General features: G+C 71.7%; 19 protein-coding genes. 14 read left to right on the forward strand and 5 right to left on the reverse strand.

The window, feature by feature from the left end:
• Positions 1-147: 147 nt before the first annotated feature.
• Entirely contained in the window at positions 148-567 is a 420-nt protein-coding gene (locus ACFP2V_RS12255; RefSeq protein ID WP_381209885.1) for a Rieske (2Fe-2S) protein, read from the forward strand.
• A 34-nt stretch (positions 568-601) separates the two neighbouring features.
• On the opposite strand, the gene ACFP2V_RS12260 is transcribed toward ACFP2V_RS12255, so the two are convergent.
• A complete protein-coding gene (locus tag ACFP2V_RS12260; protein ID WP_381209888.1) occupies positions 602-1555 on the reverse strand; it encodes a hypothetical protein in 954 nt (317 codons plus the stop codon).
• 302 nt (positions 1556-1857) lie between these two features.
• Positions 1858-2031 carry a hypothetical protein gene (locus ACFP2V_RS12265; protein ID WP_381209892.1) on the reverse strand — a complete coding sequence of 58 codons (174 nt, stop codon included), beginning with the start codon at positions 2029-2031 and terminating at the stop codon, positions 1858-1860.
• A 175-nt stretch (positions 2032-2206) separates the two neighbouring features.
• Here ACFP2V_RS12265 and uvrC point away from each other — a divergent pair, with 175 nt between their 5' ends.
• The 11 genes from uvrC (at position 2207) to ACFP2V_RS12320 (ending at position 15369) form a co-directional block, all read left to right on the forward strand.
• The gene (uvrC, locus tag ACFP2V_RS12270; protein ID WP_381209895.1) at positions 2207-4411 is read left to right on the forward strand and encodes an excinuclease ABC subunit UvrC; all 2205 of its coding nucleotides are present in this window, start codon (positions 2207-2209) and stop codon (positions 4409-4411) included.
• Positions 4408-5448 carry an RNase adapter RapZ gene (rapZ, locus tag ACFP2V_RS12275; protein WP_381209898.1) on the forward strand — a complete coding sequence of 347 codons (1041 nt, stop codon included), beginning with the start codon at positions 4408-4410 and terminating at the stop codon, positions 5446-5448. Before uvrC ends, rapZ begins: the two co-directional genes overlap by 4 nt.
• A complete protein-coding gene (locus ACFP2V_RS12280; protein WP_381209901.1) occupies positions 5445-6512 on the forward strand; it encodes a gluconeogenesis factor YvcK family protein in 1068 nt (355 codons plus the stop codon). The genes rapZ and ACFP2V_RS12280 overlap by 4 nt, the downstream gene beginning before the upstream one ends.
• Positions 6503-7492, forward strand: coding sequence for a DNA-binding protein WhiA (whiA, locus tag ACFP2V_RS12285; protein ID WP_381209904.1), 990 nt, complete (start codon positions 6503-6505; stop codon positions 7490-7492). The genes ACFP2V_RS12280 and whiA overlap by 10 nt, the downstream gene beginning before the upstream one ends.
• 658 nt (positions 7493-8150) lie before the next feature.
• On the forward strand, positions 8151-9158 hold the full coding sequence (gap, locus tag ACFP2V_RS12290; RefSeq protein ID WP_381209907.1) for a type I glyceraldehyde-3-phosphate dehydrogenase: 1008 nt from the start codon (positions 8151-8153) through the stop codon (positions 9156-9158).
• A 150-nt stretch (positions 9159-9308) separates the two neighbouring features.
• Positions 9309-10520, forward strand: a complete 1212-nt coding sequence (locus tag ACFP2V_RS12295) for a phosphoglycerate kinase (protein WP_381209909.1) — start codon at positions 9309-9311, stop codon at positions 10518-10520.
• 6 nt (positions 10521-10526) lie between these two features.
• Positions 10527-11315, forward strand: a complete 789-nt coding sequence (gene tpiA, locus ACFP2V_RS12300) for a triose-phosphate isomerase (RefSeq protein ID WP_381209912.1) — start codon at positions 10527-10529, stop codon at positions 11313-11315.
• A 96-nt stretch (positions 11316-11411) separates the two neighbouring features.
• Entirely contained in the window at positions 11412-11645 is a 234-nt protein-coding gene (gene secG, locus ACFP2V_RS12305) for a preprotein translocase subunit SecG (RefSeq protein ID WP_381209915.1), read from the forward strand.
• A 234-nt stretch (positions 11646-11879) separates the two neighbouring features.
• The gene (locus ACFP2V_RS12310; protein ID WP_074993622.1) at positions 11880-12215 is read left to right on the forward strand and encodes an RNA polymerase-binding protein RbpA; all 336 of its coding nucleotides are present in this window, start codon (positions 11880-11882) and stop codon (positions 12213-12215) included.
• A 383-nt stretch (positions 12216-12598) separates the two neighbouring features.
• Positions 12599-14254, forward strand: a complete 1656-nt coding sequence (gene pgi / locus ACFP2V_RS12315) for a glucose-6-phosphate isomerase (protein WP_381209919.1) — start codon at positions 12599-12601, stop codon at positions 14252-14254.
• A 146-nt stretch (positions 14255-14400) separates the two neighbouring features.
• A complete protein-coding gene (locus ACFP2V_RS12320) occupies positions 14401-15369 on the forward strand; it encodes a hypothetical protein (protein WP_381209922.1) in 969 nt (322 codons plus the stop codon).
• A 114-nt stretch (positions 15370-15483) separates the two neighbouring features.
• On the opposite strand, the gene ACFP2V_RS12325 is transcribed toward ACFP2V_RS12320, so the two are convergent.
• The 3 genes from ACFP2V_RS12325 to ACFP2V_RS12335 are packed head-to-tail and all read right to left on the reverse strand — an operon-like array spanning position 15484 to position 19082.
• Positions 15484-17766: an ABC transporter permease gene (locus ACFP2V_RS12325; RefSeq protein ID WP_381209925.1), complete on the reverse strand. Its 2283-nt coding sequence runs from the start codon at positions 17764-17766 to the stop codon at positions 15484-15486.
• Between the two features lie 54 nt (positions 17767-17820).
• A complete protein-coding gene (locus ACFP2V_RS12330) occupies positions 17821-18570 on the reverse strand; it encodes an ABC transporter ATP-binding protein (RefSeq protein ID WP_381209928.1) in 750 nt (249 codons plus the stop codon).
• Positions 18567-19082 (reverse strand): PadR family transcriptional regulator, encoded by a 516-nt coding sequence (locus ACFP2V_RS12335; protein WP_381209931.1) that lies wholly within the window; start codon positions 19080-19082, stop codon positions 18567-18569. Before ACFP2V_RS12335 ends, ACFP2V_RS12330 begins: the two co-directional genes overlap by 4 nt.
• A 163-nt stretch (positions 19083-19245) precedes the next feature.
• On the opposite strand from ACFP2V_RS12335, the gene ACFP2V_RS12340 reads away from it, so the two are divergent.
• Both ACFP2V_RS12340 and ACFP2V_RS12345 read left to right on the forward strand, forming a co-directional pair.
• Entirely contained in the window at positions 19246-20520 is a 1275-nt protein-coding gene (locus tag ACFP2V_RS12340; protein WP_381209934.1) for an ABC transporter substrate-binding protein, read from the forward strand.
• Between the two features lie 335 nt (positions 20521-20855).
• Complete coding sequence (locus ACFP2V_RS12345; RefSeq protein ID WP_381210359.1) at positions 20856-22478, forward strand: glycoside hydrolase family 13 protein; 1623 nt, start codon at positions 20856-20858, stop codon at positions 22476-22478.
• Positions 22479-22493: the final 15 nt, after the last annotated feature.

A 22493-nucleotide genomic window follows, 5' to 3' on the forward strand; every position in this document is an offset into this window, starting at 1 on the left:
GGCAGACGTAAACGTTTGCGCAAGCGCTTACGCCCTCGTGTACACCGTGTCCCGTCTCACCGTCCTCACCCGCTCCCCGCCCGGCGACCGGAGGGATCGCCCCCGGTAAGGTCGCCCCGTACCGCCGTCCGACCAGTGGAGAACCCCATGTCCGGCCGATCCGCCGCGAGCCGCCGTACCGTTCTGAGAGGCATGGCCCTCGCCCCTGTGGCCGGACTCGGCCTCACCGCCTGCGGGGGAGGCGAGGAGAGGCCCTCGCAGCCGACCGGGCCCGTCGAACTCGGCGCGGAGAGCGAGGTCGCCCGGGGGAGCAGCAAGCTGTACTGGGACCACAACGTCGTCGTCAGCCGGGACGAGGACGGCTCCTTCACGGCGTACAGCACCCTCTGCACACACGCGAGCTGTCCCATCAACCAGCTGAAGGGGACGAAGCTGATCTGCCCGTGCCACGGGAGCGAGTTCGACGCCACCACCGGCAAGGTGCTGCGCGAGCCGGCGGTGGCGCCGCTGATACCGCTCTCCGTCGAGGTACGGAACGGCACGATCGTCGCGAAGCCGCAGACCTGAGCCGCAAGGCTGAGACTCAGCTCTGAGCTGAGCCTCAGTCCCAGTCCCAGCCGATCCCCACATATCCCGAGCGCACGCGCGGTTCGACCAGATGCACCGAGCGGTGCAGAACGCTGACCGCCAGCTCCTGACGGCCGCCGCGCGGTGCCGCCGTGGAGTGCTGGGTGAACCGGTGGCAGTGTGCCGGGAGCGCCCCGGCGTCGAAGCACACCTGGAGCGCGTACTGGCCGCCGGGGGCGTCCGTCCCGTGCAGGTACTCGCGCGAGACACCGGCCGTGCCGTCCTCGACGGCGTACCGGAACAGGAACGTGTCACCGGCCCGCAGCCGCGTGTCGAAGAGCAGCTCGGCCGCGAGCACACCGGTGTCCTGCTGCCAGCGGACGCGGCCGGTGCGGCAGTTCTCCAGGGAGTGCACGGTCATCCGGGCCGGTGCGGAACCGGGGTCGCCGTAGTGGACGGCCACGAAGCGGTCGATGCCGTCCCGGTGCGCGCGCACGATGTGGTGGGACTCACGTTCCGCCAGCTCCCGGTGCGCCCCGATCCGGACCCGCTCGTGGTGCCCCAGGGTCTGCAGCCCGCTGTCCCGCGTGGCGTCGAGCTCGGCCAGCAGTCCCGCGAGGACGCCCGAGGTCTCGACCAGCGAGCGGTAGGAACGGCCCGCGGGACGGCCGCCCGGCGTCTGCTCGTCGGACTCGGCGAGCAGACGGATCAGCGACTCCTCCGGCAACTCCAGAATCTCCTCCAGCGCCCGTACGGCCCGCAGCGACTCCGCGCGCTGTGGGCGGCGGGCGCCCTGTTGCCAGTAACTGAGGCTGGTGACACCCACCTTCACGCCGTGGCGCGACAGATGGTGCTGCACCCGTTGCAGCGGCAGGCCGCGGGCGGCTATCGCGGCCCGCAGGGCGACATGGAAGGGGCCGCCGCGCAGGGCCGAGTCCAGTTTCGCGATGGTGGTGTCCGTGTCCGTGTGCGGTGTGGCGTGCGGCATGCAGGGGCCTTTCTCTGAATGTCCACAACGGCTGGTCAGGCCGTTCGCTCGGCGCACCCCGGGGCCCTCCCCCGCCGGCGCGGACGGGTCTTCACATCCGTACGCCGCCGTTCAGGGCCCCGAGTTCCCCCGCATTGAAGCGTGTTGACCAATTCCCGACAACACCTGATGCCCAACAAGCGGGCACCGCGTGTGCGCACGCGCGGTGCGCACACGTGAGGGGCCGTGCCGACCTTCGGGTCGGCACGGCCCCTGACGCCCTGCTGCGAAGGGCTTCCCCGCGACTTCTCTGCGACTCTCCCCTACGACTGGCCTGCCGCGTCCTGGCCGCTCTTCGGACGCGGCCCCAGGCGCTTGGCGCGCACGATGTCGGGGTCGCGTGGGTCGAGGGAGTCGAGGAGGGCGGCCGTCTCGTCCGCGTACCGGCGGGCGCGGGCGGCCGGCCGTCGTGTTTTCTCGATCCGTGTCTGTCGCATTGTCCGACCAGCCCTCCGACTCGTGACCGCGTCCGCATTCTGCTGGCATCCCGCCCGAGGGGCCGGACTCCCCACATTCCCGCTTCCCACCGGTCATAACCCTTCCGGAGCGGTGCCCGGCCGGTGGTCGCACGGCTCCGCCGCCGTGTCGGTCCCCGCCAGTAGGGTGTGAGACATGGCCGACCCCTCCAGCTACCGCCCCAAACCGGGTGAGATCCCCGACTCGCCGGGGGTCTACCGGTTCCGCGACGAGCACCGCCGGGTGATCTACGTCGGAAAGGCGAAGAGCCTGCGTCAGCGCCTGGCGAACTACTTCCAGGACCTCGCCGGGCTCCACCCGCGCACCCGCACCATGGTCACCACGGCCGTCTCCGTGGAGTGGACGGTGGTGTCCACGGAGGTCGAGGCGCTCCAGCTGGAGTACTCCTGGATCAAGGAGTACGACCCCCGCTTCAACGTCAAGTACCGCGACGACAAGAGCTACCCGTACCTCGCGGTGACCATGAACGAGGAGTTCCCGCGCGTGCAGGTGATGCGCGGTCACAAGAAGAAGGGCGTCCGGTACTTCGGTCCGTACGGGCACGCGTGGGCGATCCGCGACACCGTGGACCTGCTGCTGCGGGTGTTCCCGGTGCGCACCTGCTCGACCGGTGTCTTCAAGAACGCCGCCCGCACGGGCCGCCCCTGCCTGCTCGGCTACATCGGCAAGTGCTCGGCGCCCTGCGTGGAGCGGATCTCCGCCGAGGAGCACCGCGAACTCGCGGAGGAGTTCTGCGACTTCATGGCCGGCCGCACCGGCGCCCATCTGCGTCGCCTGGAGCAGCGGATGACCGAGGCGGCCGAGGAGATGGAGTACGAGCGGGCCGCCCGCCTGCGGGACGACATCGGGGCTCTGAAGAAGGCCATGGAGAAGAGCGCGGTGGTGCTCGCCGACGCCACCGACGCCGACCTGATCGCGGTCGCCGAGGACGAGCTGGAGGCGGCCGTCCAGATCTTCCACGTGCGCGGCGGACGCGTGCGCGGCCAGCGGGGCTGGGTCACCGACAAGGTGGAGGAGATCACCACCGGCGCCCTCGTGGAGCACGCCCTGCAGCAGCTGTACGGCGAGGAGACCGGCGACGCCGTCCCCAGAGAGGTCCTGGTCCCCGCGCTGCCCGACCCGGTGGAGCCGGTCCAGCAGTGGCTCACCGGACGGCGCGGCTCGGGCGTCTCGCTGCGGGTCCCGCAGCGCGGGGACAAGCGGGCCCTGATGGAGACCGTGGAGCGCAACGCCCAGCAGGCCCTCGTCCTGCACAAGACCAAGCGCGCCTCCGACCTGACCACACGCTCGCGCGCGCTGGAGGAGATCGCCGACGCCCTCGGCCTGGACAGCGCCCCGCTGCGGATCGAGTGCTACGACATCTCGCACCTCCAGGGCGACGACGTCGTGGCCTCCATGGTCGTCTTCGAGGACGGGCTGGCCCGCAAGAGCGAGTACCGCCGTTTCCAGATCAAGAGCTTCGCCGGCCAGGACGACGTCCGGTCCATGCACGAGGTGATCACCCGCCGCTTCCGGCGCTATCTCGCCGACAAGGAGAGGACCGGCGAGTGGAGCGACGGTGAGGAGCCAGGGGCCGGGACCGGCGGTGAGGTGGCCGGCGTGGACGGGACCCCGGCCCCGGACGGGACCGCCGGCGCCGAGGGCGCCCTAGGCCCGGACGGGACCGCCGACGGCCCCGCCGTACCCTCCGCGAGCACGCTCACCGAGGACGACGGCCGTCCCAAGCGCTTCGCGTACCCGCCCCAGCTGGTGGTCGTCGACGGTGGCGCCCCCCAGGTCGCGGCGGCCCACCGGGCCCTGGACGAGCTCGGCATCGACGACATCGCGGTGTGCGGCCTCGCCAAGCGGCTGGAGGAGGTGTGGCTGCCGGGCGAGGACGACCCGGTGGTGCTGCCCCGCACCAGCGAGGGCCTCTACCTGCTCCAGCGCGTCCGGGACGAGGCGCACCGCTTCGCCATCAGCTATCAGCGCGTCAAGCGGGCCAAACGCTTCCGGTCCGGTCCGCTGGACGACGTGCCCGGCCTCGGCGAAACCCGCAAGCAGGCGCTGATCAAGCACTTCGGCTCGGTGAAGAAGCTGCGGGCGGCGACCGTCGAGCAGATCTGCGAGGTGCCCGGCATAGGCCGCAAGACGGCCGAGGCGATCACGGCGGCCCTCGCCGGCACAGTCCCCGCCGGTCCCGCCGTGAACACGGCGACGGGCGAGATCGTGGATGACATGGATGATGTGGGTGACATGGTTGGCATGGACGACGTGGAGGAACCCGGGAAGTCCGGGGGCTCTCCCGGGGAGCCCGTGTCCGCGGGCGCCCCGGACGACCGACGGGGGTTGGAGAGATGACCGAGCACGAGACACGCCAGGACACTGGTCAGGATGCGGGCGCGGCCGCGGCCCGGGCCACCGGCCGGGACACGGCCCAGGACGCAGGTCTTGGGACACGGCAGGACGACGGCGACGGAACAGGTGACGGAGCACAGGTGAGTACGGGCAAGGAAACGGCCGGGGCCCCCGAGGCGGCGATCCCCGAGCTGGTGATCATCTCCGGCATGTCCGGGGCCGGCCGCTCCACGGCCGCGAAGTGTCTGGAGGACCTGGGCTGGTTCGTCGTCGACAACCTCCCGCCCGCGCTGATCCCCACCATGGTGGAGCTCGGTGCCCGTTCCCAGGGCAACGTGGCCCGGATCGCGGTCGTCGTCGACGTCCGCGGCCGACGCTTCTTCGACAACCTCCGCGAATCCCTCGCCGACCTCGACGCCCGGGGCGTCACCCGGCGGATCGTCTTCCTGGAGTCCTCCGAGGAAGCCCTGGTGCGCCGCTTCGAGTCGGTGCGCCGCCCGCACCCCCTCCAGGGCGACGGCCGCATCGTCGACGGCATCGCCGCCGAGCGCGAACTGCTGCGCGAACTGCGCGGCGACGCCGACCTGGTGATCGACACCTCCAGCCTCAACGTGCACGAACTCCGCGCCAAGATGGACGCCCAGTTCGCCGGCGACGAGGAGCCCGAACTGCGGGCCACCGTGATGTCCTTCGGCTTCAAGTACGGCCTCCCGGTCGACGCCGACCTGGTCGTGGACATGCGGTTCCTGCCCAACCCGCACTGGGTCCCGGAACTGCGCCCGTTCACCGGCCGCAACGAGGAGGTGGCGGCGTACGTCTTCAACCAGCCCGGCGCCAAGGAGTTCCTCGACCGGTACGCCGAGCTGCTGCGGCTGATCGCCGCGGGCTACCGCCGTGAGGGCAAGCGCTACGTGACCATCGCCGTCGGCTGCACCGGTGGCAAGCACCGGTCGGTCGCCATGTCGGAGAAGCTCGCCGCCCGACTCGCCGCGGAGGGCGTGGAGACGGTGGTCGTCCACCGGGACATGGGACGGGAATGACCGCACGTACTCCGCGGCTGCACCGGCTGCGCCGGGTGATGCCCGAAGGGCGCGCCGGTCGGCCGGTCGAGGCCCGCGGCGCCAAACCGCGACGCCGGGGCACCCAGCCCAAGGTGGTCGCCCTCGGCGGCGGCATGGGGCTGTCCGCCTCGCTCGCCGCGCTGCGCCGGATCACCGGAGACCTCACCGCCGTCGTCACCGTGGCCGACGACGGCGGCTCCAGCGGGCGGCTCCGCGACGAACTGGGCGTACTGCCGCCCGGCGATCTGCGCAAGGCGCTGGCCGCGCTGTGTGGCGACGACGAATGGGGCCAGACCTGGGCCCGGGTCATCCAGCACCGCTTCCAGTCCAAGGGGGACCTGCACGAGCACGCGGTCGGCAATCTGCTGATCGTCGCCCTGTGGGAGCAACTCGGCGACCACGTCCAGGCCCTGGACCTGGTGGGCCGGCTGCTCGGCGCGCACGGGCGGGTGCTGCCCATGTCCGCCGTACCGCTGGAGCTCCAGGCCCAGGTGCTGGGCCATGACCCGGAGCACCCCGAGGCCGTGGACATCGTCCGCGGGCAGGCGACCGTCGCCCTCACCCCCGGTGAGGTGCAGTCCGTGCACCTCGTGCCGAACGACCCGCCCGCCGTCCCTGAGGCGGTCGAGGCGGTCCTGGACGCCGACTGGGTGGTGCTCGGCCCCGGCTCCTGGTTCTCCTCGGTCATCCCGCACCTCCTGGTGCCAGAACTGCTGGACGCGCTCATCCGGACCAAGGCGCGCCGGGTGCTCTCCCTGAACCTCGCCCCGCAGCCCGGAGAAACCGAGGGCTTCTCCCCGCAGCGTCATGTGGAGGTTTTGGGACGACACGCCCCTAAACTCGCCCTGGACGTGGTGCTGGCCGACGAGGCCGCCGTGCCCGACCGCGACTTGCTGACCGACGCCGCCGAGCGGCTCGGCGCCGCGGTCGAGCTGGCGCCGGTGGCCCGGCCCGACGGAAGCCCCCGGCACGACCCGGAGCTGCTGGCCGCCGCGTACGACCGTATTTTTCGGATGCATGGAAGGATCGGCCCATGGCGATGACGGCAGCGGTGAAGGACGAGGTCTCCCGGCTCCCCGTCACGCGGACCTGCTGCAGAAAGGCGGAGGTCTCCGCCGTTCTGCGGTTCGCCGGCGGCCTCCACCTGGTGAGCGGGCGCATCGTGATCGAGGCGGAGCTGGACACGGCGATGGCCGCCCGCCGCCTCAAGCGGGACATCCTGGAGATCTTCGGACACGGCTCCGAACTGATCGTGATGGCACCGGGCGGGCTGCGCCGCGGCTCGCGCTATGTCGTCCGGGTGGTCGCGGGCGGCGACCAGCTGGCCCGCCAGACCGGCCTGGTGGACGGACGGGGCCGCCCGATCCGTGGCCTGCCCCCGCAGGTGGTCTCGGGGGCCACCTGCGACGCCGAGGCCGCCTGGCGCGGGGCGTTCCTGGCGCACGGCTCCCTGACCGAACCGGGCCGCTCCTGCTCGCTGGAGGTGACCTGCCCCGGCCCGGAGGCCGCGCTCGCCCTGGTCGGCGCCGCGCGTCGGCTGTCCATCCCCTCCAAGGCCCGCGAGGTGCGCGGCGTGGACCGGGTCGTCGTCCGGGACGGCGACGCCATCGGCGCCCTGCTCACCCGGCTCGGCGCGCACGACTCGGTGCTGGCCTGGGAGGAACGCCGGATGCGCCGCGAGGTGCGCGCCACGGCGAACCGGCTGGCCAACTTCGACGACGCCAACCTGCGCCGCTCGGCCCGCGCGGCCGTCGCCGCCGGTGCCCGGGTGCAGCGGGCCCTGGAGATCCTCGCCGACGACGTTCCCGAGCACCTCGCCGCGGCCGGCCGGCTGCGCATGGAGCACAAACAGGCCTCGCTGGAGGAGCTGGGCGCGCTGGCCGACCCGGCGCTGACCAAGGACGCCGTGGCCGGCCGGATCCGCCGGCTGCTCGCGATGGCCGACAAGCGCGCCGCCGACCTCGGCATCCCGGGTACGGAGGCCAACATCGGCGAGGAACTCGCCGACAACCTCGTCGGCTGACGCCCTCCCGTTCGGGGCAGCCCGGCCGGCCACCCGGCCCGGGCCGGCCCTGCCGGCCCGCGCCGGCCGTCGACGCCCCGCCATCGTCGCCGGAAGGATTCCCGCCGCCGGAGGGACTCCCGCCGCTGCCGTCGGATGGACCGCCGCCGCCGGAGGGACTCCCGCCGCTGTCGTCGGACCCCCACCGCCGGAAGGACCGCCGCGGCCGGAGGGACGGACCGCCGTCGTCGGACGGACTCCCGCCGCCGGAAGGACCGCCGCTGCCGGAGGGACGGACCGCTGCCGCCGGAAGGACCCCCGCCGCCGCCGGACGGACCCTCGCCGCCAAGCCCTCCGGCGCCCCGTTCACGGATCGACCCCGGTCGGCCGGTGGCCGATCGGTGAGAAGGCGGGCGGGGGCATCTGCGGACTCCGGCCCGGTGGCGGGACACCGGGAAGGCCTCCCGCCCCTGGTCAAGTTGCCTTGGTGGAGGGGCCGCACAGGGGCTCTCGGCCTGGGCGGTCCGTACCCTACTGGCAGGTAAGGCCCGGCCTGCCGGGTATGGCCCGACTCGATGTCACGGGCGTGGCCCCGGAGAGGTAGGGTCGGGGGTGGTCGGGGACATCCCATACAGCTCGCCGGCGACTTGAGCCGGCGCACCAACGAGGAGATCGGTTCGTGACGATCCGCGTAGGCATCAACGGGTTTGGCCGCATCGGCCGGAACTACTTCCGCGCATTGCTCGAGCAGGGCGCAGACATCGAGATCGTGGCCGTCAATGACCTGGGTGACACCGCGACCACTGCCCACCTGCTGAAGTACGACACCATTCTGGGCCGCCTCAAGCAGGAGGTTTCCCACACCGCCGACACGATCACCGTCGACGGCAAGACGCTCAAGGTGCTCTCCGAGCGCCACCCCGAGGACATCCCCTGGGGTGAGCTGGGCGTCGACATCGTGATCGAGTCGACCGGCATCTTCACGAAGAAGGCCGACGCCGAGAAGCACATCGCCGGTGGCGCCAAGAAGGTCATCATCTCGGCTCCGGCCAAGGATGAAGACGTCACCATCGTGCTGGGCGTCAACCAGGACCAGTACGACCCGGCGAACCACCACGTCATCTCCAACGCCTCCTGCACCACCAACTGTGTGGCGCCGATGGCGAAGGTGCTCGACGAGAACTTCGGCATCGTCAGGGGCCTGATGACGACGGTGCACGCGTACACGAACGACCAGCGCATCCTGGACTTCCCCCACAAGGACCTGCGCCGCGCCCGTGCCGCCGCCGAGAACATCATCCCGACGACGACCGGCGCCGCGAAGGCCACCGCCCTGGTGCTGCCGCAGCTCAAGGGCAAGCTGGACGGCATCGCGATGCGCGTCCCGGTCCCGACCGGCTCGGTCACCGACCTGGTCGTCGAGCTCGGCCGCGAGGTCACCAAGGAAGAGGTCAACGCCGCCTTCCAGAAGGCCGCCGAGGGCGAGCTCAAGGGTCTCCTCGAGTACACGGAGGACCCGATCGTCTCCTCCGACATCGTCAACGCCCCGGCGTCCTGCACGTTCGACTCGTCCCTGACCATGGTCCAGGACGGCAAGAACGTGAAGATCATCGGCTGGTACGACAACGAGTGGGGCTACTCCAACCGCCTCGTCGACCTCACGGTCTTCGTCGGCAACCAGCTCTGATCGTGGAGCAGACCGCCTGATATGAGTGCAGGGCTCGGCCGGCGCGCCACAACGCGCTGTCCGAGCCCTGACGCACGTATCGGAGCGGTCGACCGCTTCCGATCACGAGCGATCACGAGCGAACACAAGCTCTTCTCCAGGAGTCCCTTCATGAAGACGATCGACGAACTCCTCTCCGAAGGGGTCGCGGGCAAGCGGGTCTTCGTCCGCGCCGACCTCAACGTGCCGCTGGACGGCACCACCATCACCGACGACGGCCGCATCCGCGCGGTGCTGCCCACCGTCAAGGCGCTTGCCGAAGCGGGCGGCCGTGTCGTCGTCGCCTCGCACCTGGGCCGCCCCAAGGGCGCCCCGGACCCCGCCTTCTCGCTCGCCCCGGCCGCCGCCCGTCTGGGCGAACTCCTCGGCACCGACGTGGCGTTCGCGACGGACACCGTCGGCGAGTCCGCCACCGCCACCGTCGCCGGTCTCGTCGACGGACAGGTCGCGGTCCTCGAGAACCTGCGCTTCAACGCCGGCGAGACGGCCAAGGACGACGCCGAGCGCGGCGCCTTCGCCGACCGTCTGGCCGGCCTCGCCGACCTCTACGTGGGCGACGGCTTCGGCGCGGTGCACCGCAAGCACGCGTCCGTGTACGACCTCCCGGCCCGCCTGCCGCATGCCGCGGGCTTCCTCATCGCCACCGAGGTCGGCGTCCTGAAGAAGCTCACGGACGACGTCCAGCGGCCCTACGTCGTCGCCCTCGGCGGCGCCAAGGTCTCCGACAAGCTCGCCGTCATCGACGAACTGCTCGGCAAGGCCGACCGCATCCTCATCGGCGGCGGCATGGCGTACACCTTCCTCAAGGCCAAGGGCTACGAGATCGGCACGTCGCTGGTCCAGGAGGACCAGCTGTCCGCCGTCACCGAGTACCTGGAGCGCGCCGAGAAGAACGGCGTCGAACTGGTGCTGCCGGTCGACACCCTGGTCGCCGAGGAGTTCCCGGACCTGAAGACGAAGGCGCCGGCCCACCCCGCCACCGTCGCCGCGGACGCCATGCCGGCCGGCCGGATGGGCCTGGACATCGGTCCCGAGACCCGCACGCTCTACGCCTCGAAGCTCGCCGACGCGGCCACCGTCTTCTGGAACGGCCCCATGGGCGTCTTCGAGCACCCCGACTACGCCGAGGGCACCAAAGCGGTCGCCCAGGCCCTCCTCGACTCCCCGGGCTACACCGTGGTCGGCGGCGGCGACTCCGCCGCGGCCGTCCGCATCCTGGGTTTCGACGAAAAGGCATTCGGCCACATCTCGACCGGCGGCGGCGCCTCCCTCGAATACCTCGAGGGCAAGACGCTCCCCGGCCTCGCCGCACTGGAGGACTGACCCTCAATGACCGCTGCTGAAAAAGGCCGCACCCCGCTGATGGCGGGCAACTGGAAGATGAACCTCAACCACCTCGAGGCCATCGCCCACGTCCAGAAGCTCGCCTTCGCCCTGGCTGACAAGGACCACGAGGCCGTCGAGGTCGCCGTCCTGCCGCCCTTCACCGACCTGCGCTCCGTGCAGACCCTCGTCGACGGCGACAAGCTGAAGATCAAGTACGGCGCCCAGGACATCTCGGCGCACGACGGCGGTGCCTACACCGGCGAGATCTCCGGCCCGATGCTGGCCAAGCTGAAGTGCACGTACGTGGCGGTCGGCCACTCCGAGCGCAGGCAGTACCACGGCGAGACCGACGAGCTCGTGAACGCCAAGGTCAAGACCGCGTACAAGCACGGCATCACGCCGATCCTGTGCGTCGGCGAGGAGCTGTCCGTCCGCGAGGCCGGCAACCACGTCGCCCACACCCTCGCCCAGGTCGAGGGCGGTCTGAAGGACCTGCCCGCCGAGCAGGCCGAGTCCGTCGTGATCGCCTACGAGCCCGTCTGGGCCATCGGCACCGGCAAGGTCTGCGGCGCCGGGGAGGCCCAGGAGGTCTGCTCCGCCATCCGCGGCAAGCTCGCCGAGCTGTACTCGCAGGAAGTCGCCGACCAGGTCCGCATCCAGTACGGCGGCTCGGTCAAGTCGGGCAACGTCGCCGAGATCATGGCGCAGGCCGACATCGACGGCGCGCTGGTCGGCGGTGCCTCGCTGGACGCGGAAGAGTTCGTCAAGATCATCCGCTTTCGCGACCAGTGAGTAGGCGCTAGCCGCGATCCGGCGTACCCTGGCGGGGTCCAGTCCTGAGCTGGACCCCGCGTCGTTTCATCCGAATCCGAGGAAGTTGGTCCAGCCGTGGTTCTGGGGTTCTCGATCGCCCTGATCGTCTTCAGCCTGTTGCTGATGCTGCTGGTGCTGATGCACAAGGGGAAGGGCGGCGGCCTCTCCGACATGTTCGGTGGCGGCATGCAGTCCTCCGTCGGCGGCTCCTCGGTCGCCGAGCGCAACCTCGACCGGATCACCGTCGTGGTCGGTCTGCTCTGGACCGCCTGCATCGTCGCGCTCGGCGTCATGATGAAGACGAGTTGATCCGAGCGAAGGACCCTGGCGGACAATCCGCCCTCATCGGGTGTGCATTCCCCACGTAAGGCCCCATGTCCGGTACGCGCAGCACAGTGCGGCCTATCATGGGGCTTGCGTCTGGATAGGGGAGCGGTAACTCCAATCACTGGACGCGCGTTGGGCCTTACGTAGACTGAGGCGCTCGCAGCGGAGCGGAACGCCGAATCGCTTCGCCGCGCCATCACGCAGGGAGTTACAACCGTGGCAAGTGGCAACGCGATCCGGGGAAGCCGGGTCGGGGCGGGGCCGATGGGCGAGGCCGAGCGCGGTGAGTCAGCGCCGCGGCTGCGCCTCTCCTTCTGGTGCTCCAACGGGCACGAGACCCAGCCGAGCTTCGCGAGCGACGCGCAGGTCCCCGATACGTGGGACTGCCCCCGCTGCGGCTTTCCGGCCGGTCAGGACCGAGAGAACCCCCCGGCCCCGCCGCGTACGGAGCCGTACAAGACGCACCTCGCCTATGTGCGGGAGCGGCGCAGCGACGCGGACGGTGAGGCGATCCTCGCCGAGGCGCTCGCCAAACTGCGGGGCGAGATCTAGCAGTTCGGCTCGGTTCGGTTCAGTTCGTGAGTCGACGGCCGGCCGGGCCCGTGCAGCGTGCAGTCGGCCGGACGGCCTGCGCTGCACCTGCTGTACCTGAGCCCTACCTGCGTTGTGCCGTGTTCATGTCCGGCTGCTCGCGGCCGGCTCCTTCTTCCCGCCCACGGCCCCGCCCTCAGCCCCGCCTGTCCTGCCCGCAGCCCGGCCCGACGGACGTTCTGCCCGCCGCCGTGCTGAATACCCGGGGGCCGGACAGCCGTATCTGTTGTTGCGCCCCACGACGGCGTCGCGACAGGCGATGTCCACCTCTGATCAATTAGGTTGGAACCGGCAGCGGGGCGGATACGCAGCACAGGCAGCAAGGAAGAAGGCTGAAGTCCGAGATGAACGCAGACGGCCGTACCAGGCTCGACCAGACCCCCGAGTGGACCGCACTGGCCAAGCACCGCGAGGAGCTCGGGAGCCTGCGGTTGCGTGAGGTGTTCGCCGCCCACCCCGACCGGGGCACCGCGTACACGCTCCGGGTCGGTGACCTGTACATCGACTACTCCAAGCACCTCGTCACCGACGACACCCTGCGACTGCTGCGCGAACTGGCCACCGCCACCGATGTGTTCGGGCTGCGCGACGCCATGTTCCGCGGTGAGCGGATCAACACCACCGAGGACCGGGCCGTGCTGCACACCGCCCTCAGGGCGCCACGCGACGCGGTGGTCGAGGTCGACGGGGAGAACGTCGTCCCCGCCGTGCACGCCGTTCTCGACAAGATGGCCTCCTTCGCCGACCGCGTGCGTTCCGGTGAGTGGACCGGCCACACCGGCAAGCGCATCCGCAATGTGGTCAATGTCGGCATCGGCGGCTCCGACCTGGGTCCCGCGATGGCGTACGAGGCGCTGCGCGCCTTCACCGACCGCGACCTCGCGGTCCGCTTCGTGTCCAACGTGGACGGTTCCGACCTGCACGAGGCCATCCGCGACCTGGATCCGGCCGAGACGCTGTTCGTCATCGCGTCCAAGACGTTCACCACCATCGAGACGGTCACCAACGCCACCTCCGCGCGGACCTGGCTGCTGAACGCGCTCGACGGGGGAGAGGCCGCCGTCGCCAAGCACTTCGTCGCCCTGTCGACGAACGCGGAGAAGGTCGCCGACTTCGGCATCGACACGGCGAACATGTTCGAGTTCTGGGACTGGGTCGGCGGACGCTACTCGTACGACTCGGCGATCGGCCTGTCACTGATGATCGCCATCGGACCGGACCGCTTCCGGGAGATGCTCGACGGGTTCCGCCTCGTCGACGACCACTTCCGCACCGCCCCGGCCGAGTCCAACGTGCCGCTGCTGCTGGGCCTGCTGGGCGTCTGGTACGGCAACTTCCTGGGCGCCCAGTCGCACGCGGTCCTGCCGTACTCGCACTACCTGTCGAAGTTCACCGCCTATCTCCAACAGCTCGACATGGAGTCCAACGGCAAGTACGTCGGCCGGGACGGGCGCGAGGTCCAGTGGCAGACCGGCCCGGTCGTCTGGGGCACGCCGGGCACCAACGGGCAGCACGCCTACTACCAGCTGATCCACCAGGGGACGAAGCTGATCCCGGCGGACTTCATCGGCTTCGCCGAGCCGGTCGCCGAGCTGAGTGACGAGCTCAAGGCACAGCACGACCTGCTGATGGCCAACTTCTTCGCCCAGACGCAGGCCCTGGCCTTCGGCAAGACGCCGGACGAGGTGCGGAGCGAGGGCGTACCCGAGGAACTGGTGCCGCACAAGACGTTCAAGGGCGACCACCCCACGACCACGATCCTCGCGCGCGAGCTGACGCCGTCCGTCCTCGGCCAGCTCGTCGCCCTCTACGAGCACAAGGTGTTCGTGCAGGGCGCGATCTGGAACATCGACTCCTTCGACCAGTGGGGCGTGGAACTGGGCAAGGTGCTCGCCAAGCGCGTCGAGCCCGCCCTCACCGAAGGCGCCGACGTGCCCGGCCTGGACGCCTCCACCCGGGCCCTGGTCGCCACCTACCGGGAGCTGCGCGGCCGGAGCTGAGAGCGGGGAGCGGGAAGCGGGCGACGGACTGTCGCCCGCTTCCCGTAGAATCCCCCGTCGATCATGGTGCCAGTCATTGCGGCGAACGTTCGGGGGCGCTCAAGTTGGGACGTGCAAGCGGGAGTTGGACAGGCGGCACGCTCAAGATGTCGTCGTTGCTCAAACCCCACCAGGCGGCGCGGGCGCTGTTCCACCCCGCGTGGATCCCCGATTCGCTCGATCCGTCCATCGAACGGCTCAAACGGGTCCGGATCATCGCCGGACTGGTCGCCACCCTCGGCGTGTACACCTTCCTCGCCGGCGGATTCGACGTCACGGAGCTGCTGACGAACACGCTGATCGCGGCCGTGGTCCTGCTGTTCCTCACCCCGCTGACGGTCGGCGTGATGCTCCTGGTGTGGCGGCGCACCGGCACCGTACGGGAGCTGCGGGCACCCCTGGCCGACGGCTTCAAGCTGCTGCTGCTCTTCGTCTGCGCCCTCACCACCCCGGTGCTGCTGGCATGGTGGATGCTCGGACTGGGAGGGGACGACCTGTGGCTGTTCCTGTTCCTCTGCCTGGTGATGCTGTGGCTGGTCGTCTTCGTCTTCGCGGCGGCGCTGCGGGTCTCCGGGAACTTCTTCGGCACGGGCGCCGTGCACCGCTCGCTGCCGGCCCTGCTCGCCGTCGTCACCTGCTGGCTGATGTCCCTGCCCGACCTGATCACCGGTGATCTGGAAGGGCTCGGCCTGGCCCTGGGCGTCGTCTTCATCCTGGCCGCCCCGCTGACGGTCACCGGGATCGCGCTGCTGGAAATGCGGCGGCTCAAGCGGCGCTACGGCGTCCGGCTGAGGGACCACCCGGCGATCCAGGGACGGTTGCCGGGACTCGGCGTGCCGGTCCCGATGCCACACACGGCCCCTGGTCCGGCCCCCGGTGCGGCCCCTGGTCCGGCTCCCGCGCCGGCCCCTGGTCCGGCTCCCGCGCCCGGCCCGGGGCAGCCGTACATCCCGGTCCAGGGGAACCCCTACGCCTACCCGCAGTCCCCGTACGCCCCGGGCACCCCCGGCAACCCGTACACCCCGCCCGTGCAGAACCCGTACGCCCCGCCGGTGCGGAACCCCTACGCGAGCTGAGCAGCCGAGCTCCCCCGGGGCCCTCGGACCAGAGCTGTCGCCACGGCCGGGCGCCCAGCGCGGCCCGGCCCCGCCCCGCACCCCGTTCCGTTACTCCGGTATCCCGGTACTCCGTCACGCGACCGCGCTCAGAGTGTCCGCGAGGCGGCGCCGGGCGGAGCGGGCGGCCGGGAGGGCGGCGAGGGCGGCGGCACCCAGCACCGCGGCGGCACCGAGCAGTACCAGGAGCGCGGGGGAGGGCCCCCGGGCGATGCCGGCGCCGATGCCGCTCGACCGTCCCTGGGCGTCGATCAGCCAGTGCGCCAGCGGCAGCCCCAGCCCCAGGGCGACGAGCACGGCGGCCAGCGCCGTGCAGGAGGTGGCCGTGACCGTGATCGCGGTGATCTGCCGTGGGGTCAGACCGATGGCCTTGAGCGCGAGCAGGTCCCGTTCGCCCTCGCGGACCGTGCCGCCGATCGCGGTGAGCAGTTCGATCAGCCCGATCAGGGCGAGCACGGCGATCAGCCCGACGACGACCGCGCGCAACGGGGACAGCCCGTCGGCCGGACTGGTCACCGTGTGCACGTCCAGGTGGCCGTCGCCGGCCCTGGTCAGCCGGTCGGCGACGGTCCGCGGGTCGGCGCCGGGCTTCAGCCGGAGCTGGTAGAGGGCGGGCTCGAGGTCCGGGTCGTTGCCGCGGAGGGTGTCGAGCGAGGTGGAGATGACCCGTCCGGCGTTCTCGGGCTCGATGCTGCGGCCGACGATGTGCAGGATCTGCGGCCGGTCGCCGACGGTCATCCGCACCCAGTCGCCGACCCGTACGTGCAGCAGGTCGAGCAGCCCCTGCCCGGCCACCGCCTCGTCGGGTCCGTGCGCGGCGCGGCCCTCCGCCAGGGTGAACGGGTACGGCTCCTGGTGGGTGCCGAAGCCGCGCAGCGCGATCGTGGCGGTCTGGCCGGGGACCAGGGCGGCCACTTCGACGCCCGGATGGGCGGCCGCGACCTGCGGATCGCGTTCCAGCAGCGCGCGGGCCTCCCGGTCGCCGAGCGAGGCGTCGGCGCGGATGCTGAGCGCGGTGGGCAGCCCCATGTGCTCCGGGCCGCTGTGGAAGCGGTCGATGGTGCTCCACGCGCTCAGCGCCGTCACGATCAGCAGCAGCGGCAGGGCCAGCCTGGCCACCGTGCCCAGGGCGTGCGGGCGGGGGGTGAACGCCTTGTGCCAGCCGAGGACCAGTGCCGGTGGCACCCGTGCGCCGAGCGCCCGTCGCGCCACGCCCGTCAGCCGGCCGGCCTCGGGCGCCGCCGGCCTGGGCACCGGCACCGGCGGCACCCGGCCCGCCCGCCACGCCGCGAGCCCGGTGGTGGCGCCGATGAACAGCACCGCTCCCACGGGCACCACGAACAGCGTCATGGTGTGTCCGGGCAGCCCCTGCCACACACCCACCGCGTCCCCGAACCGCCCCGGAACCCCGCTGCCCAGCGCCTCGGTCAGCGCGGCGGCGGCCACCGCGCCCAGCAGGGCGTACCCGAGGTGCTGGAGCAGGAAGACGCGGACGACCTGTCCCGGGGTGAAGCCGATCGCCTTGAGGACGGAGATGTCCCGCAGATGCCCCCTGATCCGGGTGCTGATCGCCCCGTGCACGGCGAACCCGGCGGCGACCAGCGCGCCGAGACCGAACAGGCCCAGCACCTGGCCGAGCAGCCGGTTGTCGCCCTGCGCTTCGGCCCGCGTCTGCTGCCAGGTGGACACCTCGCCGATGGCGCCGGAGCCCAGCACGGTCACCGCCCGCTGCACCGCGTACTCGGTGTCCGCGGGGTCGGTCAGCCGCAGGCCGGTCACCTGGCCGTCGGGGTCGGTCACGGCGGACGGCAGGGCCCACACCAGACCGGGCTGTTCCCCCGGCCGGTAGCGTGGTTCGGCGCTGTCGGCGACGCCCACCACGGTCAGCGTCCGCGCGGTGCCGGGCAGGGTGAGGGTGTCGCCGGGCGTGGTGAGCAGGGCGCGGGCGAGACTGCCCTCCAGGACGACGCCGTCGGGGGTGGCGGGGTCCAGCCAGCGCCCGGAGGTGATCAGCGGGCGACCGGTTTCCGGCTGTTCGGCGGTGCCGCGCAGTTCGGCGGAGGCGCGGTTACCGCGCGCGGCGAGGGTGACGGCGGCCGTGGGGTAGGGGCCGGCGACGGACTCCACACCGTCCAGGTGGGCCAGCTTCGCGGCGTCGGCCGGGGCGGTCGTGTGCAGCGTGACGTGCGCGCCGCGTGCCTGGGTGAAGATCCGCTGCCAGGGGTTGGTCGCGTACCCGAACAGGGCCGTGGCCAGCAACAGGGACGCGACGATGCCCCCGGTGGCGAGCACCAGGAACAGCGCCTCACCGCGGTGCGTGCGCAGATCGGAGTGCGCCCAGCGCAGCGTCGCTCGCACCGGCGTCAGCCCCTTCGCTCGCGCCGGGTGCCCGGACCGTCGTACACACGCATGTCAGTCCTTGAGCTCCAGCACCCCGGATATGCCCCGGCCGCGCGCCGGCGTCCCGTCGAGCCGCGCGTCGTCGGCGATCCGCCCGTCGAAGAAGCTGATCACCCGGTCCGCGGCGCTCGCCAGCCGGGCGTCGTGCGTGACCAGCAGGATCGTCTGCCCGCGCCGGTGGAAGCGGGACAGCAGTCGCATCACCTCACGGGTGCCCCTGCTGTCCAGACTGCCGGCGGGTTCGTCGGCCAGCAGCAGCGGCGGATGGTTGATCAGGGCACGGGCCAGCGCGACCCGCTGCTGCTCACCGCCGGACAGCTCGCCCGGCATGCTCCGCTCCTTGCCCGTCAGGCCCAGTTCGGCCAGCAGTTCCTCCCGCCCCGCGCGGGCCCTCCTCGGCGGGGTCCCGGCGAGCAGCGCCGGCAGTTCGACGTTGTCGGCGACCGACAGATTCGAGACGAGGTTGAAGAACTGGAAGACGATCCCGATGTGCTTCCTGCGCTCCACCGCCCAGCGGGCCTCGCTGTAGGCGTCGGTGCGCTCGCCGTCCAGCCAGATGCTGCCGGAGTCCGGCCGCTGGAGCCCGCCGAGCAGATGCAGCAGGGTCGACTTGCCGGCGCCGGACGGGCCGGTCACCGCCACGAACTCGCCGCGCGTCACCCGCAGATCGACCCCGCGCACCGCGTGCGCCGGGGCTCCCTCCCCGTGGTGCGTCTTGACCAGGCCTTCGGCGCGCAGCACGGGAGTGGGGCTCTCACTCACTCCAGCTCCTCCAGCTCTTCCTGGCACCGCTCCAGCCAGTCGAGATCGGCCTGCAGGTGCAGCATCGCGCCCTCGATCAGCAGATGGGCGACGCGGTTGTCCCGGTCCTCGGCGGCGGCCAGCTTCGACAACTGCCGCATGGTGTTGAGGTACTGGCGCCGCTGGCGGTTGATCAGGGCGATCTGGTCGGCGAGCCCGGTCTGCGGGGCGAGGGCCAGCTTCATGAAGAACTCGTCCCGCACCCGCGGCTCGTCCGCGGTCTCCTCGTACCAGGCGCGCAGCGCCTCCCGCCCGGCGTCGGTGAGGTGGTAGACCTTCTTGTTGGGCCGGCCTGCCTGCTCGACGTCCTCGCCCTCGATCAGCCCCGACTTCTCGAGGCGGCCCAGGGTGACGTAGATCTGGCCGACGTTCGGCTGAGGGTACGCGGAGCCCAGCAGTTGCTCAAGGCCCTGCTTGAGCTCGTAGCCGTGGGCCGGGCCGCGGGCGAGCAGAGCCAGGAGGGACTGCCGCACTCGTGCTCTCCTCCCCGCGTCCTTCGTGTCACATGCCGTGCGCCTCGTCCCGCGCGCGCCCGGCACAATGTGCCGCGCGCCCTAGTATCGCCGATACCTAACAGGTATACATGGCCTCTGACCCCGGCAAGGGTGCCGGGTGACGGTGCACAGGGAGGAACCTATGCGGTGGATCCATGCCGCGGGTAGGGGCCTTCTCGTCCTCGCCGTGCTCCTGACGGTCGGTGTGGCCTCCGGTGCGCGGGCCGAACAGGCGGCTCCCGGCAGCGGGCGCGGTCCGCTCACCCTGGCCACCGCGGGGGACCTCACCGGCTATCTCGGCCCGCTGCTCGAAGGGTGGAACCGCGCCCACCCCGGCGAGGAGGTCACCCTCGTCGAACTGCCCGACTCGGCCGACGAGACCCGCGCGCAGATGATCACCGACCTGCGCCACGCCGACCGCGGCCGCTTCGACGTGCTCAACATCGACGTCAGCTGGACCTCGGAGTTCGCAGCGGCCGGCTGGATCCGCCCGCTGCCGCGCGACGGCTTCCCGCTGGACACCTTCCTGCCGCGCGTGGTGGACACCGCGACCTACGACGACCGGCTGTACGCCGTCCCCTACGTGACCAACGCCGGGCTGCTCCTGTACCGCAAGGACGTCCTCGACGAGGAGGGCGTGGCGCCACCACGCACCTGGGCCGACCTGGAGCGGGCCGCGAAGACCCTCGCCCCGGCGCGCGGCCTCGACGGCTACGCGGGCCAGTTCCTGCCGTACGAGGGCCTGACCGTCAACGCGGCCGAGGCCGTCTACTCGGCGGGCGGCACCATCCTGGGCGACGAGGGCGAGCGCGTCACCGTCAACTCCCGGGCGGCCCGCGAGGGCCTCGGGTTCCTCGCCCGCGGGGTCCGCGAGGGCTGGATCCCCCAGGAGGCGCTGACCTACAAGGAGGAGGAGTCCAGGCAGGCCTTCCAGGACGGCAGGCTGCTCTTCCTGCGCAACTGGCCCTACGCCTACGTCGCCGCGTCCGCCGAGGGCTCCGCGGTCGCCGGGAAGGTCGGCGCCGTACCGCTGCCGGGACCGGACGGGCCCGGGACGAGCGTCCTCGGCGGCTCCAACCTCGCTGTCGCCGCCCACGCGCGGCACCCCGACTCCGCCGCGAGGCTGATCGCGTACCTCACCAGCGAGCCCGTGCAGCGCCAGGTCCTCACCCGCGGCGCGCTGCCGCCGGTACGGGCCGCGCTGTACGACGACCCGGAACTGGTCCGGCGGTTCCCGTACCTGCCGACGCTGCGCGAGAGCGTGCTCGCCGCCGCCCCGCGCCCCAAGAGCCCGCACTACGACCAGGTGAGCCTGGTCGTGCAGGCGGTGGTGCGCGACGCGCTGACCGGGCGGCAGACGCCCGAGTCGGCGGTGCGGCGGCTGGCGCGCGAACTCGCCGCCGTCTCCGCTCGCTAGACGCGCCGTCCGCGAACCGCACCCCGCGAACCGCACCCCGGGGTCCGCACGTCAGGGTCCGTACCCCGGGCTCCGCGCCCGTCCGGCCCACCGGGTCTCTCCCCCGAACGTCCATTTCTAGTTACCCGTTAGGTAACGCGGGTGTCTCAACCATGCCCGATGTGCCTGAATATGCAGTGATTCATCTCCGACAACTGCCGGGTAGCTTGCGTTCGTTCATTGACACCTCCGCGACACACCTACCTAACATGCATGCATAACGGCGATGGCGCCGTCGGCCCGGAATTCCGGGCCTCCGCACGCACAGACAGGTCCACGGGGTGAGTCCCAAGCACATCGACACCCACCGCTGGTGGCGCGACGCAGTGATCTACCAGGTGTACGTCCGCAGTTTCCTGGACAGCACCGGTGACGGCATCGGCGATCTCGCCGGGGTCAGGGCGGGCCTGCCGTACCTGAAGAAGCTGGGCGTGGACGGGATCTGGCTGAGCCCCTTCTACCCCTCGCCGCAGCACGACCACGGCTACGACGTGGCCGACTACCGTGACGTCGACCCGGTCTTCGGTGACCTCGCCGAGTTCGACCTGCTGGTCGGGGCCGCCCGGCGGCTCGGGGTCAAGGTGCTGCTGGACATCGTCCCCAACCACTGCTCCAGCGAGCACCCCTGGTTCCGTGAGGCGCTCGCCGCACCGCCCGGCAGCCCGCAGCGCGCCCGCTTCCACTTCGCCGACGGCCGCGGGCCGGGCGGGGCCGAGCCGCCCAACAACTGGCACGCCATGTTCGGCGGGCCCGCCTGGACCCGGGTCACCGAGCCGGACGGCCGGGCCGGCCAGTGGTACCTGCACATGTTCACGCCCGAACAGCCGGACTGGAACTGGCGCAACCCCGAAATCGCCGCCGACTTCGACCGCACCCTGCGGTTCTGGCTGGACCGGGGCGCCGACGGCTTCCGCATCGATGTCGCCGCCGGACTCTTCAAGCACCCGGAACTGCCCGACTCCCCGGACCCGGAGGCCGACGCCCGCACCCGTGACTCGGTCAACCCGCTGGCATGGAGCCAGCCCGAGGTGCACGAGGTGTGGCGGCACTGGCGCGCGGTGTGCGAGGAGTACACGCGGCGCGACGGCCAGGAGCGCCTCCTGGTCGGCGAGGTCTCCGTCCCGACCGCCCGCGAGCACGCGAGGTACGTCCGCCCGGACGAGCTCCACCAGGCGTTCTTCTTCGACCTGCTCGGCGCCCCCTGGAACGCCGACGCCTTCCGCAAGGTCATCTCCGAGGCCATGCAGGACATCGCCGGCACCGGCTCGACCGTCACCTGGGTCCTCAACAACCACGACCAGGTCCGCACCGTCACCCGCTACGGCGAACCCACCCCCCAGGGCAGCGGCCTCGGCACCGCCCGCGCCCGCGCCGCCGCACTGCTGATGCTGGCGCTGCCCGGCGCCGCGTACGTCTACCAGGGCGAGGAACTGGGCCTGCCCGAGGTCGTCGACCTCCCCGACGACGTGCTCACCGACCCGATCTTCCGCCGCACCGGCAGCCGGGCCCGGATCCGCGACGGCTGCCGCGTGCCGCTGCCCTGGTCGGGACAGGCCTCCCCGTTCGGCTTCACCTCCGGCGCCGAGGGGGCCGCACCCTGGCTGCCGCAGCCCGAGTGGTTCGCCGAACACGCCACCGACCGCGCCCTCGCCGACACCCGCTCCTTCTGGCACCTGTACCGCGACGGCCTGCAACTGCGCGCCTCACTGCCCCAGTTGGGCGAAGGCACACTGAGCTGGCTGGAGACCACGCCGGACGTCCTGGCCTTCGTCCGCGCCGACGACCTGGTGTGCGCCGTCAACTTCGGCACCGCCCCCGTACCCGCTCCGGCCTCCGGCACCCCGCTGCTCGCCAGTGGCCCGTGCCCGCCCGGAGTACTGCCCGGCTCCACGGCCGCCTGGTGGATCAGCGGCTCCTGAGATCCCGCCCACTTC

Origin of the sequence: Streptomyces incanus, from assembly GCF_042656345.1 — a bacterium.
Taxonomy (GTDB): domain Bacteria; phylum Actinomycetota; class Actinomycetes; order Streptomycetales; family Streptomycetaceae; genus Streptomyces; species Streptomyces incanus.

Coding starts and splice junctions, on each gene's coding strand:
- ACFP2V_RS12255 (WP_381209885.1), top strand. CDS start 148: ATGTCCGGCCGATCCGCCGCGAGCCGCCGTACCGTTCTGAGAGGCATG.
- ACFP2V_RS12260 (WP_381209888.1), bottom strand. CDS start 1,555: ATGCCGCACGCCACACCGCACACGGACACGGACACCACCATCGCGAAA.
- ACFP2V_RS12265 (WP_381209892.1), bottom strand. CDS start 2,031: ATGCGACAGACACGGATCGAGAAAACACGACGGCCGGCCGCCCGCGCC.
- uvrC (WP_381209895.1), top strand. CDS start 2,207: ATGGCCGACCCCTCCAGCTACCGCCCCAAACCGGGTGAGATCCCCGAC.
- rapZ (WP_381209898.1), top strand. CDS start 4,408: ATGACCGAGCACGAGACACGCCAGGACACTGGTCAGGATGCGGGCGCG.
- ACFP2V_RS12280 (WP_381209901.1), top strand. CDS start 5,445: ATGACCGCACGTACTCCGCGGCTGCACCGGCTGCGCCGGGTGATGCCC.
- whiA (WP_381209904.1), top strand. CDS start 6,503: ATGGCGATGACGGCAGCGGTGAAGGACGAGGTCTCCCGGCTCCCCGTC.
- ACFP2V_RS12295 (WP_381209909.1), top strand. CDS start 9,309: ATGAAGACGATCGACGAACTCCTCTCCGAAGGGGTCGCGGGCAAGCGG.
- tpiA (WP_381209912.1), top strand. CDS start 10,527: ATGACCGCTGCTGAAAAAGGCCGCACCCCGCTGATGGCGGGCAACTGG.
- pgi (WP_381209919.1), top strand. CDS start 12,599: ATGAACGCAGACGGCCGTACCAGGCTCGACCAGACCCCCGAGTGGACC.
- ACFP2V_RS12320 (WP_381209922.1), top strand. CDS start 14,401: ATGTCGTCGTTGCTCAAACCCCACCAGGCGGCGCGGGCGCTGTTCCAC.
- ACFP2V_RS12340 (WP_381209934.1), top strand. CDS start 19,246: ATGCGGTGGATCCATGCCGCGGGTAGGGGCCTTCTCGTCCTCGCCGTG.